Here is a 14,706-nt window from a genome sequence, read left to right on the forward strand (position 1 = left end):
TTCTCGAATCTTTCAAGTAATTCAATAGACCATGGAAGTGATTCATTTATGCTCAAACAAAACATATGATCGTCATCTTGCCAAAACCACTTATTCTCGTATTTCTCAAGCAATTCAATTGACCACGGAAGTGATGTGTTGATTCTCAAAGTATCCCAGTCCCACTTATCCTCGTATTTCTCAAGCAATTCAATTGACCACGGAAGTGATGTGTTGAAACTCAAACAACACCAGTCCCACTTATTCTCGTATTTTTCAAACAATTCAATTGACCATGGACGTGATTCATTTAGACCCACTCCACCCGCATCCCAGTTCCATTTGTCCTCGAATCTTTCAAGTAATTCTATAGACAACGGTAGTGAGTGATTACTACTCAAATTTGACCAATTCCACTTATCTATATACTTTTCTATTAATTCTATTGACCACGGTAGTGAGTCATTCTTGCTCAAACTTGACCAATCCCATTTATCTATGTACCTTTCTATTAATTCTATTGACCACGCTAGTGAGCCATTATTGCTCAAACTTGACCAATCCCACTTATCTATATACTTTTCTATTAATTCTATTGTCCATGGCAGTTTACTGTTACTAGATATAGAACGCATTGTATACCAATTCCATTTTTCTTCGAATTTTTCAAGCAACACTAATGACCACGGTAGTGAACTATTATTAGCCAAACGCATCCAACTCCACTCATTTTCAAATTTCTCAAGTAATTTTAGTGACCACCAAACATTAGGATTTTCACTGAGCGAACCACAAAAATGACCTAAATTAAAACGGTCTTTATTGCTATATAAAAAATCAAGTAATAATTGTCTTTCGTTATTTATACTTAGTTCAGAAGAAATGCCTTTTGCTATTGTCGAGGAGGAACTAATCAGTTTAGCTGTGATATCGATTAGTGAACGCGCTTTAAGTAATGTCAACTCATTAGATAAGGCAGAGACTGTCAATTCATTTTTTTTATTCATTTGAATTCCTCTAAAATATTCGTTGTTACGATTTTCATCTCTTTATATTTAAAAATACCGACGCCCATCATAGTGAGATATTGGCCATTTTCCATGTGAACAGACCTGTCATATGAAATGTATAATGACTTTCTAATCGTATACTTAGCTGGTTCTATTTGTGTAATATCAACCTGGCTATGGTAGGGATTGTTTATTTGCTGATAACTTGCTAAATTGTCAGCTGCATAGTTAGCAGGATGAAAATTGAAACAAGACAATTTTCGATACACTTTTTCTAAAAGTTCATGGGTCATCACCATTTTTTTCCAATTTTTACATTGAATTAAATGAATATCCTGACGTTTAAAATCAATTGCAATTAAATCAACGCCTTCATCTAAAAGACCTTTTATCAATCCATTATAAACAACATAATATCCTAATTCTTCGAATTTTTTCCCTACCTTTTTTTCATACTCTACACCTAATTTTTGAAAGTAATCATTTCTAGCGTGCTTAGAAGTAGGTGTGGTTACTTCTTGGTACTTCTTTGGAGGGGGTTGTTTTTTGGTATTAGTGTCTTGATTTTTATTATCAGGCTTTCTAACATGAAAGCAATAATAATTAATAATTACAACCACGATAATAAGGATGAATACCGACATGATTTTGCTCAATAGGGTTTAATAAATTAGTTCACTCTGCGTACAAATTTTAATTTTTCTAAAAAGCAGAATTCCAATATGAGTCGTTTGGTGATGTTGAATTCTTTATAGGGTTTGATTGTTCAGTCGGCTCGGCTACTTCATTTTGCAGGTGATTGTGCTTAAGTTCCTCTTCAAGAGTAATCTTCTCTTGCTCAATCGATAAAGAAAGCTCTTGGCTTACTGACATCAGTTTAATTTTAGTTTGTTCTAAATTTGCTATCTGAATGTCAAAATATTCTTTCCAATTGGCAATAGTTTGGATAAGGCACCATGTTGAATCGGTCTCTAATGCCGTTAATTGAGAGCTAAGGCTAGCTAATGTAGCTTTGCGCTCTTTAATGCTTTGCTTGAGTTGATGGATATCGAGAGATAAAAATGATGTTGTTTTCACAAGAAAACCATTTTCAGCGCTCATTAATAATTCCTGCAATCGTTCAATATCTCCTGTATTGTAGGCTTTGTTAATTTCAACCATTAATTCATGGGCATAGGATTTCATATCATCTTTTACTTTGTCGGGATGGCACAATCTTGAGGCTTTACGGTATAGTTCTTTTAACCGTTTTTTTGCTTCCTCACTTTGAGGTTTACGTTTAATTTGTTCATCATCATTTTCCGCATGATATTTTTTATAATCATTTTCAGATTCTTTTTGCTCTTCTCTAGCTTGTTTTACCGATTCACTAGATTCAAATATATCATTTTCAATTTTTGCTTTTTCGTACAACACATCAAATTCTATTTTTGCTTGATTTAACAGACTACTCTTAGAATTTATTTCTAATTTGATGGTTTCGTATTCGTCACTAAAAAATTCAGTTGTTTCCAATAATTGTTCTAGTTCTCTAATTTTTTCTTTTATTTCATTAATTTGCTTGTTTTTTTGAGATAGCTTGTTTTTAATTACGTGATGCTTTAACTCAAATTGCTTGAGCCTTAAATCGGCGATCTGTTTCTTTATCCCTAAGATTTCGCTGATTAATTCTCCCAAATAATATTGATGTTCTTTATTGAAATCATCAATAATTAACGTGATTTCACCTATATTATCTCTAAGACATTGAACTGATTCGTCTAATTGTATTAATTCAAGTTTTAATGTTGATAATTCAATGCTTTCAATTTCAATAAGCCCATGTTTTTTAGTTATAAACTCGTTAATTAATTTGTGTGCATGATTAAATTCAGCCTTTTGTAATGTATCAATAATATCTTGAATATGGCTACTGGAGGGATGAGAAATTAAGGGTTCTAATTGTGAATTAATCAATGATTTATCACTCAAAGATAATGCTAGTTGTATAACTTCAAGACGTTTAATTAATTCATTCATAAATTAGGCTCAAATTGAGAAAGGTATAGTAATCATCATTTGACAAATATTTAGGGATTTTAAAAAAATTGAATGATAACATAGTAATGTCTGAGTGTGTCAAGGGGTGTTACACTATATTATTTTTTGAGCAACTAAATCGTAAGCGAATTTTAGTCAATAAATAAATTATCATTTAAAGTCAGTAGGCAAGGAATTCATATAATAAGTTCAACACTAAGTCTTAATTTAGAAAGCCGGTTAGTTACAGATCTCCCCTTAAACTCCTGAACAAAAACGAGTAAGGCAATAATCAAATATAAGCAACTAACCGCAGGTTTAAGATCCCAAGATTTCCCTTTAAATTAAATAAGATTATGCAATATTAGACATCGCTAAAGAGATTAGGGTTGATAAATCAACAATATCCAGAGAGATAAAACGTAATCGATTTAAAAATGGTTGTTACACATTATCTGAGCATCAGAAATGACGATTAAGAATGAATTGCAAAAAGAAAATTGACCCAAAACTGTACTTGGGGGTAGAAACGGTGCTTGAATCAAAGTGCAGTCCAAACCAAATGAGCACAATATCCAGATATGATTTAGGTTGAGATCTGTTTAGAGTACATAAAACTGAGTAAACACTTAGTTTTATGTACTGGTATTTAATATGCACTTTACAAAATATAAAATTAAAAAGGTTGTTCACATAAACTAGTTAAAAAATAACTTAAACCATTGAAAAAAATTTATTTAATGTTAAATATATTAAATAATGTTAAGTTAACTCCAATGCTGTCAACTTTCTGGGAGGGTACTCTAGGGTTATTAGACACCAAGCGTAAAGATAGAATCTTAACACTTTTAGCGAAAGCACCTGACCAACTCAGGTAGCTTCAACATCCATAATCAAAAAGGCGAATATTGGAAGGTTTGTTGCTTCTACCAAACCTTGAATCGCATTTCAGCAAGATCTAGCTGAATTACAATCCATTTTCCGTTCTTGCCATCAACAGCTAATGATACTTCAAGCCAAGTCTAAATCCAAACTATTGCTCGATTTGAGATAGAGTTACCTATAATTCCTTGCAATTTACGTTCCATAGGCGTAATTTTCGTATTCCTGACTCTCGCACCAAATAGGAAACACAGGAATATCAACATTCTCGCATGAATTTAATTCATGCACTAGGGGCTATTACGCCAATTATAAAGCGCTATGGTAGCTGATTCCTTAGTGATAGCTACATGCTTCTGGAGAAACTCGATATTATCATTTACCGAAAACTCCAAATTACAAACGTTTTCAATGACTGCTTTTAAATTTCTAAATGGTATTTCATTAATAGAATACAAACTGTTCTTTCTGAACCACCCTTGATCCCTAGCATAAAGTCGTGCAATCGATGCATAAAAGTACTTTGAGAAACACTTTAAAAATCGGTTATTTAGCTCTTTTTTTATAATAGATGACTCTACAGGGATTTGGTATTTATTCAATATTATACCGATTTCAACTACGTAGTCATCTACAACAATATCTTTGTATGCGCAGCTAGGTGTAGTGTAGAGCATCCTGTCTACCTGAACAACCTTACCGTCCTCAATCAAAGCATCTAGATAAAATGCAGCATGATTACTACTTTTGCTCTTCAGTAAGTTAGCAATAGCTGTTTTTGTTAAAGGCCTCTCACTTCTATTCATTGCCTCAATAATTACATCTTTTTGTGTAATATTTTTGAAGCCTTTTTTCAACCCCACGGAATCGGATTGTGAACGACCATAAAAGTAAAATCCATAATCTTCGCCGAAATGCTTTACCAAGTGCCTAATTATAAAATAATCGTATGCCTGTAGCCCAGCGGAAGCTTGATAGCATTCCATCAAATGAAAAACGTCTCTGCAATCTGATTGAGCATATTCCATCACCGATATAAATATATCGTCCAGCGATATTGATTCAACATCAATAAATCTTGTATGTCTATATACACCCTTACCGGCCAAATATATGTAATCCGGCAACTTAAAAGCCTCATTATCTAGGCGATCCTCGTAAATATCAGTCCTAGAATAACATCTAGCATTCACCAGTCTAGCTACATCCAACCAAGGCAGACCACCCTCAAGATGAAATAAAATACATGCACTAGCCTCAGCTTTTCCAAGCTGCCTCGGCCAAATATTCTCGCCATCAATAAGCAAGACGCCACGCTTCTCCAAAAAATAAATAGCGTTATCGATATTTTTAATTTCACTTAAATTTAGTTGCGAAATGTACTCTCTAATATCATCAAGATGGAGTGGCGCACCATTTTCCGCAAAAAGAATATTTAATATAGTTTTGTCTAGCTCAGGGTAAACATACTCAAAAAGATTAGTCTGCCCACAAATCAAGCTTAAAAAATCGTAAAAGTCCTTTTCCTCTGTGAAACATGAGAAAACCTTATTGAATTTAGTGCGAAAACTGCTGGATAGCTCAGGCTCTATAAGCTGCCACATAGCCTTCGGATGAATACGCAAATGCCGAATAAAACTGCTGTTTATCTTTGATTCTTTTTGACGTATCCTCTCTCTTGTAACATCAAAGTTAGAGGCTATCTGCTCTAATGTCTGCTTGTCCTCTACAAATCCCCAGCGTTTTTGGGCAATGTCGGCCTCATCATCTTCAATTCGATCAATGAAATTATCGACATCCTCCAGCAAGATTTTTTCTGCTTTTTCAATTGGGACCATACTAAATACCTTTGGGGAGATTAACGAAGATTCAAATTCCTGATAGTTAATATTGCCTGCTAAAATAGACTCAATTTCTTTTCTAACAACATCTCTGAACTCAATCAGACAATGTACTATTTTTTCTCCAAAGCCCGGTAAAGCAAGCAACTTACTCCGATTAAAACTAAGAATGTCATCCAAATTTTCTGCAACATCCTCAGCACCAATGTATCTAGCGTACTTCTCCAACGCTTTAGCAAATTTTTGGTCTACCCCTCCCAAACATAGCCTCATATTACTGGTATCTACTTTTCCAAGATTAATTTTATTATCAGAAGGTGCGTAATTATCAACCTCAATATCAATCTCATCCGCAGTATTGGCTAATATTTTAAGCTCTTTAAAGGCTTCCACATAAGATAATCCAACCCCAGGAAGACAAGCAATATCAGAAGTGCTCAAACTAACAAGATCACCCAAAGTTTCACCAAGATGGAATGATTCATGAAATGAACTGATATTTCTTAATCTTTTAACCAGTTTCGAAAATCTATTTGGCAATATCAAATCATCAAGCCTTGTCACGAGCGAGGGTATTTTTATTATCCCCAAATCAAGGCTGATATCACTTCCAATCTTTGATTTAATCATATCGTTATCACTATTATCAACATGACCAACGCTCTCAGTGTTATCTTTAAATTCACTACAGGTATCCCCGCTAGGCGAAAATTCCACACCAAATAACCTAAGAAAGTCAGCAAAGTAAACGTTCCTTTTTAACAGCATGAAATCATCCATGCTCATATCTTCGATAATCTCCCACAAGTCCCTTTTTTTGGGCAAAGTGTCAGCATTATCACATAGAATCGACTTAATTAACTTTTTTACAGCACTATCCAAATTTATTTGGCGGATATCAATAGTAACAAAATCCATTTTCTTAATAACTCTTTAATTTCTTCAAAAACACAGAAATAGAACTGTATTTCTTTATAATCTCATCTCTTTCAGCGTCAGAAAGCTTTTTCACATCTAAACGAGATAATAAATTATTTCTGTACTTTTCGATTATTGGGCAAGGAGATGGAGCGCCAGAAATTGAACTGTTTTCTCCTAAATTAGTAGGGACATTCGGCGTAACTTCGCGGATAAATTCACTTGCTTCAGGAATCAGTGTTTTAATATCCTTCTCAGTAAACTCATTTAGATGATTCACAGTAAAATGAACTGCAATTGCTTTCAAACTAGGTTCCAGTTTATAATCTTCATAAAACCCACTTATATATTTTTTCATCCTTAAGATCATTTCCTGTTTGTCGAAATCACCATCAAATGCGGCTGTTAAATAGCCATAATAAGATCCAAAATGAGTAGCTATCTGATCTAAGCCCACGTCCTCTAGGCAATTCTCTATATTTGAAATATCTGGAATTGACTCATTTATCTCTTTGTACCGTCGCAGCTTTTCCAATAACAATTCACGACTATTGAGTTCTAGCTTCATATTCTCGATCAATTTGAGGACTTTCGCCGCTTCTTCACTATATTTGACATCCAGTGCCATATCGTGAAAGACACTATTTACTTCCGGCTCCTCCGCATCATCAATTAGATTTTCTCTATCAACAGGCATTCTATCGATAGACCTAGAAAGCTCTTTCACCTCGTTAAGCCTCTCAAGAGACCCTACAAAATCCAATACATGGACATAGTCTTTATTGGGTGTTTTTCTTAATCCTCGCCCTAACTGTTGAAGCCAAATGGTTCTGGAGCCCGTATACCGCATAAAAATAAGTAGATTTGTTTCTGGAATGTCAATGCCCTCATTAAATAGGTCACACACCAATATATACTTAACATTTCCCTCCCTAAAACTTCTAATATTTTCTCTTCTTTCCAGATCCTGCATTTTTGAATGTACAAGAGTAGCAGATCCGAGCTGAAAAAAACCTATAAGGTGGTACATGTGGCGGATGTTTCTACAGAATACGATTCCCTTTACTCTCTGTATCCCCTGTTCTTCAACAGTTTTCTCAACAATACGAACAACTTCCTGATCTTTTTTATGCAAGAATAATTTTTTATCCAAATCAGAAATGGATAGCCCACTTTCTAATTGATTAATTTTATCCTGATCAAGATCATCAAGAAGGACGAGATATCTAGGAAATGCCAATTTCTTATGCTTTAAAGCCCAAACCAAATCGAATTTACCAATATGCCCATCTGCCCCACCAAAAAAAGATATTACATCTTTGTTATCTGCTCGATATGGCGTGGCGGTTAAACCAACCAGCAGTTTCGGCTTAAATAGGGTGACAACTTCGGAATATGTTCTTGCCGCCGTATGGTGCGCCTCATCGACAACGATAAAATCATATGAATTATTGCATAGACTCCCCAGTTGGCCATACAACGTATCGAATGATGCAAATACAAAATCTGTGTCCTCTGGCTTCGTTCCAGAAAAGCAGGCAGAGAAACTGTAATTCCCAATACCTAAGACATTTTTAAATGCAGTAACTGACTGAAGCAAAATTTCCACTTGATGAGCAAGAAAGAGAATCCGTGGTCGCTCAGATGACTCATGGATTAGCCTCTTTATTAGATGAGCTACTGTATAGGTTTTCCCCAAACCTGTAGCCATTTCAATCAAAATCTTATTTTTTCCTGCATTATATTTGTGCAAAGCTTCATCAATGACATATTGTTGGTACTTCCTTGGTTTAATATCCCGACCAATTTCTGAGTGTTTTACTACCCAAAGATTCTGTAACTCATCTCGATCAATAAGCTCTACACCTAAGCGTAATGCTCGCGCTTTAACTTCTGAGGTGAAGTATGAATTGGTAACCAATATCTTGTTAGACACATTTGCTAACTTAGCACCTGTAACAATTTGGTTTAGGGCTTTTACGTCAACTGTAGTGCTCAAATTCCGTTGCTTAACTTCGATAGCAAATCTTCTCTTTCCTTTGTAAGCAAAGATATCCACACCACCATCACCGTATTTAAATTCTCTTCCAACTCTTGTAATTTCAGCATCCGACCAACCGGAGGCAAGAAATAGGTCCCTAACAAAAATCTCGAAATCTGCAGGTGCTAACTGGTCAATATCTTTAAAGTCTTTTACCATTTCAATAGCCTCTTAGTCAGCTTAAATCGTTTAATCAGATTATTCAATTTCAATGTCAACGTTTAAAACGTCGTGATAGATGCTTAGGGTTTAGTCCTACGGCTTTCAAACACCGAGTCAGATTGCACATTTTGTTAAATTCCGCACCGAAGCTGCTTCGCAACCACCCTTCACAAAACTCTTTTGCTGTAATGTTCCTCAGATCATTATCGTATTTGATCATTTGCAGATAAAGTTCAGCTGTATATTGATTACGAGGAGCATCCGCTAGTACCTGCTTGATTCGCTCGCAAATCTTGTTTTTATTCATTTTTCAGCCTGTGCGATTCTAGGCACTTGACAATTTAACTGATTTATATAGAAAATACATCAACCTTAATTAAACTATATATCAATCACTTACACTCTGCCTGATGGCGGTATTTCTTTATCAAACGGCCGGAGAATCTGAGCGGATTCAGTGTTAGAGGGTAGAACTGCCCCTTCTGGCGGCGCCCTATCAACACTGGCCATCTGTAAGCCTTTCTGCCGCACATGAAAGGCGATTTGCTGCCAGCGACGCAGCCACTGCTCTTCCTTTCGCTTGAAAGCTTCTAGCTCCTCTTTGAGACGTTCTACCTCGACCTGAAGCTCTTCAGCCTCTTTAGTTACCAGTTCTTTAGTTTTTACCAGCCCGCCTGAAAGAGCACGTTTAGCGTTATTATAAGCAGCCTTAATCTCAGATTTAGCTTGAAGCGATTGGCGACTAAAGCCAAAACGTTCTTCTAGCACAGCCCAAGTTAGTTTTGATCCAAGCTCGCCCAGTGCCCAGCGATCCAAATCAGCAACAATTGTTTTGATGTCACTATCAGACATGCGTCTAAAGCGCTTAACCATGCTCTATCTCCTTTAGATATTGTTCGGGATCAAAGTGCTCAACCCCGTTTGCGGCCAGTTGGGTAGCCAATGTTTTGAGTTTTTTATCGTTATGGGCTAGCCAATCAGCGCTTTTTTTCGGCTTGTTGCTACTCATTTGCTTTTCAGCATTTTTTCGTGCAAGCGCAGTAAGGGCATACTGGCGCTTTTGCTCATCCAGACGTCCCTTATCGTCTTTAACCCAAACGTAGTCTTTGCAGATTGCCGAACATTGCAAATGACGTTCACAGGGTGTTTGAGAGAAATTGTGGATACAGATTCCAGTGCCAACATCATGTACAGCCTGAATTCGCGCTTTCAGAATAGCATCCTGAACTTCTACCGGAACAACTTTGATTTGCTCAGCTAACTGCCCACTTACCAAGCCTTTTTTGATGTCTTCGCGGAGCATCAGCGCTCGTTTTTCGCGAGAAGTATGCTGGTATGCTTTGGTATCTTTTGGGTTAGTACGACCAAACCATTCGGTTTGTAGCAGGTCGCTTAACCCGCCCTCATCCAGCAGGGTATTAAGCGTGTGACGGAAATGATGACTGGTAAAATCCACCTCGATACTTTCTGAAGCGTATTCGGCGGCAAGTTGTGCAAAATAGCGAAGGAAGGTAGTAAACATGGACTGGCTACAACTCGTGGCCAGCCAATGAGCGTAGCTTCCACTGGAAAGTCCAAGAGGACGAATGAATAAAAGATCTTTTAGGTAATATTCTTTACCAAATTGGTCTGTATGGAAAGCAGATAAATATGCTTCAAAGAAATCACGCAAACAGTATTCAATCAATCCACTTTTGTAAGTGTAAAAAATGGGATTTGCAGGCTTAGCTACCTGCCTGGTTAATGTGTTATGATCTGGCCACGCGAGTTTTTGTTTCCTGAGCCAACCTGTTGCGCCCAAAACAGTGTGACTGATTCCTAATTCAGTCAAATCAGCTGCATAGAGCTTTTTATCTTCAGGTATACTATCCAAAAACCTTAGGTCTGGACCACCTACTTTATACATTTCTTCTGCTGTTAAACGCGCTTTAAATGTAATTTCCGCCAACTCAACGAGTACATCACCAACGATGGGGGCCACCTCTGACGGCAAGTAAAGCCTTCGTTTTGGTGTAAATACGTCACCACGACTTGCCTTTCGCGGAAAGTATTCGATATAGCGGTTACCTTCGTCATCAGAAGACAGCTGCTGAGCGGGTAATAGTGAAATTTCACTAAACCGCCTTCCTGTGGAAGCAAGTAGTGTCAAGATCAGAATATAGAAACGATACTTATGATCTTTGGGAACGTTTAAGTACAGTTCACCAATGACTCGAAATACAGCGGGATCGACCAGTTTGTCTGACTTCGTCTCCATAACCTCAGGATCATCTAACCTTTTATGATTTATTCCTCCAGTGCCAGCTGGACGCTTCATTTTTGCATATTTGTACTGTAATAAAACTCTGCACAAACCATTGGCATCACAGTGTGCCGCAAACTCTGCAACATGCTTGTGAAGATTGTAGGCGGTGGTATCACTGTAGTGTTTTGAGATTAAAACAGACGCATTATCCAGTGCTTCAGGCGTAAGCCTAAATAAATCCTGCCCTAGCTGTTTAGCTGCAAATGACACATATCCAATAGCGGTAATGAAATTACGCTGATTCGGTGCTGATTGATGCTTTCTGTGGAACCTGAGCACAAATAACGCTTTGGCAACCAGTTCCCAGCAACCGTCTAGTGACTCTGAATCCAGCTTCGGAGATAGCGAAAAACTAAAAGAGGCTGATTTCGTATTTTTACCAGTCAACCTGACTAGGCGGCCTGAAACGACTTGCCACTCGGGGGCATCCCAAACGACAGACTCAAACCCTTCTAACTTCATTAGCTTTGCTTTGCTGGCTAAAGATTTGAGGTTTTCATTCCTGTCACGCTCAAGACGATCAACGAAAGGAATAACCTTGGCCTTGCGGTTGGAGCGACCATCAGACATTACGCCCCCCTTCCTCACATAGTTTGGCTACTTGTGCTACCGCTGCGATTACCTCATCAAGCTGTATGCCTAATCGCGCATTATCGTACTTCTTCAAACGCTCTTCGCGTCCAGCCAGCAAACATTCCAAAACATGCTCGTGATTAGCGTGCCGATAAGGCTGAAATTTTGGACACAAATAACATGAGTAGGGCGGATCAAGGTGACAAACACTGGATTCGCCACACACACCAATATCAGCTTGATCTGTAGGGTTTTGCTCATCGATAAATATTAGATGCTTATCACCTCTTTCACCATTGACAGCATCTTCATCACTATCGATTAGCCTACCGTTGAAAAAATTGAGGTACTTCGAGAAGCCTTTCGCGGTTGCTTTGTCTAGATGTTCAACAATTCTACCAGCCATTTCAAAATAGACATGCACGTGCTGGGTATCTGTGTGATCAAGGATCCTCGCCAGCTCACGCTTACTGATCCCTTCAGCAGCCAAGCCTGTCGCCAATGTGTAGCGCAACCGTCTCGGAGTTACGCACATTAACTCACCAGTGAGCGGTGAGATAATATTGTGGCGTTTTACGAACGCACTGAGTAAACGTGATATATCGCTACTCGTCAGGTTAAATACGTTATCAATATCTTTGGATAAAATGGCCGCTTTATTTCCATTTCTGTTAATTAGCAATGGTCGCTTTTCTGGAATAACAAAGGCTCTATTTGCAAAACTCAGCGGCACCAATTTACTGATTTCTATCAACTGCTCAATCATGGCACCAAAATGTGGATCAAGATATTCAACCAAAAGATCGTCTCTTGGATTTACAAATCGTTTTTTAATTCTCGGCATGCGAATGATGTAGCATGGGTCATCACCTAAGGGAGCCAGCCGTTCAAAATCAGACTCTCGGAGAAATGTTAAGTTAGCAGGGTTTCGCCCAAATGCTATGGAAAGGGCAACTACAACCCTCTGCTGCAAATGCTCTAATGTTCGCCCATCATCTGATTTAAGTGCATTGATTAAGAGAGGTAGCTCAAGAGACTTGTGCAGAGGGCCACTTTCGGGATCTTCCATCCGAACAGCTTCACCTTTCGGATTCCCAGGCAATTCTAATGCCTCAAGTTCTTGCGCATAAGTTTCCGAAAAACCATATTCTGCCTTGTTGTCAGCGCTCCAGATGTACCACTGTATGGGCCTGTACATTGCCCATAGCCTTTTTCGTGAGCGAGCGCGATTAATAGCGGTTTCAAATAGATCTATTAGATGCGACTCTGAATCAACTTTAGATGCAGGGCTCCCCCAATATCTCAGAACCTCTCTCCAGACATCCTGATATGCAACATAGCCTGCATGTGTTGATATTCGTTTAAGTTGTTCGGCAACATGGTCTTTGAGCGCTTCTCTGATTTCGGGATTGATTATCTTTGTGAAATTCAGGGTTGAATTATCCCTCACAGAATACGGCAATCTCCAAGTATCACCGGATATATCAACTGCTTTTCCTTCACGGGTAATTAATTTTTCTATCTCAGGACAATACCGCTCGATAGCCTGTGGTTTCGATAATCTTATATTCACTCTAGCTTCTTCCCTGACATTATTTCAGCCTGATACCGTTTCAGTGACTTGATTGCTTGCTCTTCCACTTCTTGGGCTATGTATATATCTTGTGAGTCCAAACTACTATCGCCACGCAGCAAGGCTAAAGCTTCTCTCCTGCGCTGCTCATCCATTCCTGAAGCACGCAATACCCGCTCAAGCCGTGATGAGAATGAATGCCTGAGAGACTTGGCCGTTAAGTTTTCAGGAAGGTGGTCAGCGTATTGCAATCGCAACAACTGAAAAAACTGTGTAATTGAGGATTGCGACAAAGGCGCCCCCTCATCACTCAAGATTAAATAGTCTGATTCGTATTGGCTTTTACTTTCAAGCACTTCACGCCAAGTAACAATATACTCATTCAAAGCCAATTCAAGAAGCCTATTTTCAACCGGAATGACTCGGCCATTGCGTTTTATTTGAGGCCTCGGTCGCCTTAGATCAAGCGGGTCCGCTGGCCTACGTTCAACCTGTATCGACGAAATCGGACCAACCTGGACATCCTCCACCCTGAGACTAAGCAGCTCACCTGGCCTTAAACCACAAAATAACATCAGCCCAACAGATACATAATTTCTGAACTTTACAGCAGAATCTCTTCCGAACCCTTGCTTAGCATCGGGGTGCAATACCGCAAGCAAGAAATCAACTTCAGCATCATTTAGCCCCTTTTGAAGACTCTTTTTGACTGGTGTTGCAGACATAAAGCTACCATCAAGAGTTTTTAGCAAAAATGACTTTCTCTCCCTTAAACGCTCATAATCCAAGGAAGATAGAGGTAGCTGACTAGTCAGTACGTCCATGCACCAACTGAAAAATAGTCGGATAGTTGTTAGCCTTTGATTAAAGGTATTAGGCGCTACTGCTCTTATATGCCCATTGGCCTGGTCGATTCTTAACGCCTCGACCAAACTACCTTTTAATTCCGCTTCGTTGAACGAGTTTTGAGCCAGTAATCTAGCAGATAGGTCACAATTTGATTTGTCCAGCCAACGATAGAGCACTGACAGTTCTCTCAAATTCCGAACCAGTGTATTGGTACTAAGGGATCGCCTAGAAAGGATAAACTCATTGGGTAATACAACAGGCATACCAGAAGTATCTAGCATCATTGGTATTTGTTCACCCGTTTTGTGTGTGACTAGCTCTATTTTCATTACATCACCTTTATTGACAAAACAAGCATAACCCAAAAACTCTAAATTTACAATATAATAAATTATACGATTTCTTAAAATACCAAAATCATTAAAACAAAAAAAGCCCTTCAAATGCTTACGCACTAAAAGGGCTATATTTACAATTAAATTACTTTAAAAACAATGCAATGCAAATATTTAACTATGAATAACTTAACAATAATTATTTTATATCATTTAAAA

The 14,706-nt window shown here is 38.0% G+C and carries 11 protein-coding genes; 1 reads left to right on the plus strand and 10 read right to left on the minus strand.

The window, feature by feature from the left end:
• The 3 genes from BMW37_RS15100 to BMW37_RS08005 form a co-directional block, all read right to left on the minus strand.
• The coding region (locus BMW37_RS15100) for a hypothetical protein (protein WP_218139488.1) at positions 1 to 986 on the minus strand (986 nt) is incomplete at its 3' end.
• Positions 983 to 1,633, minus strand: a complete 651-nt coding sequence (locus tag BMW37_RS08000) for a PDDEXK family nuclease (RefSeq protein ID WP_093319455.1) — start codon at positions 1,631 to 1,633, stop codon at positions 983 to 985. The genes BMW37_RS08000 and BMW37_RS15100, both read right to left, overlap by 4 nt.
• Positions 1,634 to 1,691: 58 nt before the next feature.
• Complete coding sequence (locus BMW37_RS08005) at positions 1,692 to 3,008, minus strand: V-type ATP synthase subunit I domain-containing protein (protein ID WP_093319457.1); 1,317 nt, start codon at positions 3,006 to 3,008, stop codon at positions 1,692 to 1,694.
• Positions 3,009 to 3,369: 361 nt separating this feature from the next.
• On the opposite strand from BMW37_RS08005, the gene BMW37_RS15940 reads away from it, so the two are divergent.
• Positions 3,370 to 3,480 carry a helix-turn-helix domain-containing protein gene (locus tag BMW37_RS15940; protein ID WP_093319483.1) on the plus strand — a complete coding sequence of 37 codons (111 nt, stop codon included), beginning with the start codon at positions 3,370 to 3,372 and terminating at the stop codon, positions 3,478 to 3,480.
• Positions 3,481 to 4,180: 700 nt separating this feature from the next.
• On the opposite strand, the gene BMW37_RS08015 is transcribed toward BMW37_RS15940, so the two are convergent.
• The 7 genes from BMW37_RS08015 to BMW37_RS08045 all read right to left on the minus strand — a co-directional run bounded on the left by BMW37_RS08015 (position 4,181) and on the right by BMW37_RS08045 (position 14,481).
• On the minus strand, positions 4,181 to 6,649 hold the full coding sequence (locus BMW37_RS08015) for a sigma factor-like helix-turn-helix DNA-binding protein (RefSeq protein WP_093317417.1): 2,469 nt from the start codon (positions 6,647 to 6,649) through the stop codon (positions 4,181 to 4,183).
• Positions 6,650 to 6,653: 4 nt separating this feature from the next.
• Positions 6,654 to 8,849: a DEAD/DEAH box helicase family protein gene (locus BMW37_RS08020; protein ID WP_093317414.1), complete on the minus strand. Its 2,196-nt coding sequence runs from the start codon at positions 8,847 to 8,849 to the stop codon at positions 6,654 to 6,656.
• 55 nt (positions 8,850 to 8,904) lie between these two features.
• Positions 8,905 to 9,159 (minus strand): HTH-like domain-containing protein, encoded by a 255-nt coding sequence (locus BMW37_RS15540; RefSeq protein ID WP_093317411.1) that lies wholly within the window; start codon positions 9,157 to 9,159, stop codon positions 8,905 to 8,907.
• 89 nt (positions 9,160 to 9,248) lie between these two features.
• Positions 9,249 to 9,725 carry a protein kinase gene (locus BMW37_RS08030; protein WP_093317409.1) on the minus strand — a complete coding sequence of 159 codons (477 nt, stop codon included), beginning with the start codon at positions 9,723 to 9,725 and terminating at the stop codon, positions 9,249 to 9,251.
• Positions 9,718 to 11,727 carry an integrase gene (locus BMW37_RS08035; RefSeq protein WP_093317406.1) on the minus strand — a complete coding sequence of 670 codons (2,010 nt, stop codon included), beginning with the start codon at positions 11,725 to 11,727 and terminating at the stop codon, positions 9,718 to 9,720. Before BMW37_RS08035 ends, BMW37_RS08030 begins: the two co-directional genes overlap by 8 nt.
• A complete protein-coding gene (locus tag BMW37_RS08040) occupies positions 11,720 to 13,303 on the minus strand; it encodes a site-specific integrase (RefSeq protein ID WP_093317403.1) in 1,584 nt (527 codons plus the stop codon). The genes BMW37_RS08035 and BMW37_RS08040 overlap by 8 nt, the downstream gene beginning before the upstream one ends.
• Positions 13,300 to 14,481 carry a tyrosine-type recombinase/integrase gene (locus BMW37_RS08045; RefSeq protein ID WP_093317398.1) on the minus strand — a complete coding sequence of 394 codons (1,182 nt, stop codon included), beginning with the start codon at positions 14,479 to 14,481 and terminating at the stop codon, positions 13,300 to 13,302. The genes BMW37_RS08040 and BMW37_RS08045 overlap by 4 nt, the downstream gene beginning before the upstream one ends.
• Positions 14,482 to 14,706 lie beyond the last annotated feature (225 nt).

Origin of the sequence: Thorsellia anophelis DSM 18579, from assembly GCF_900111395.1 — a bacterium.
In the GTDB taxonomy this organism is placed as follows: domain Bacteria; phylum Pseudomonadota; class Gammaproteobacteria; order Enterobacterales; family Thorselliaceae; genus Thorsellia; species Thorsellia anophelis.

What these genes read in the sequence shown, in the direction of transcription:
- BMW37_RS08005 (WP_093319457.1), bottom strand. Translation starts at nt 3,008, where the DNA reads ATGAATGAATTAATTAAACGTCTTGAAGTTATACAACTAGCATTATCT.
- BMW37_RS08015 (WP_093317417.1), bottom strand. Translation starts at nt 6,649, where the DNA reads ATGGATTTTGTTACTATTGATATCCGCCAAATAAATTTGGATAGTGCT.
- BMW37_RS08045 (WP_093317398.1), bottom strand. Translation starts at nt 14,481, where the DNA reads ATGAAAATAGAGCTAGTCACACACAAAACGGGTGAACAAATACCAATG.
- BMW37_RS08000 (WP_093319455.1), bottom strand. Translation starts at nt 1,633, where the DNA reads ATGTCGGTATTCATCCTTATTATCGTGGTTGTAATTATTAATTATTAT.
- BMW37_RS15540 (WP_093317411.1), bottom strand. Translation starts at nt 9,159, where the DNA reads ATGAATAAAAACAAGATTTGCGAGCGAATCAAGCAGGTACTAGCGGAT.
- BMW37_RS08035 (WP_093317406.1), bottom strand. Translation starts at nt 11,727, where the DNA reads ATGTCTGATGGTCGCTCCAACCGCAAGGCCAAGGTTATTCCTTTCGTT.
- BMW37_RS08030 (WP_093317409.1), bottom strand. Translation starts at nt 9,725, where the DNA reads ATGGTTAAGCGCTTTAGACGCATGTCTGATAGTGACATCAAAACAATT.
- BMW37_RS08020 (WP_093317414.1), bottom strand. Translation starts at nt 8,849, where the DNA reads ATGGTAAAAGACTTTAAAGATATTGACCAGTTAGCACCTGCAGATTTC.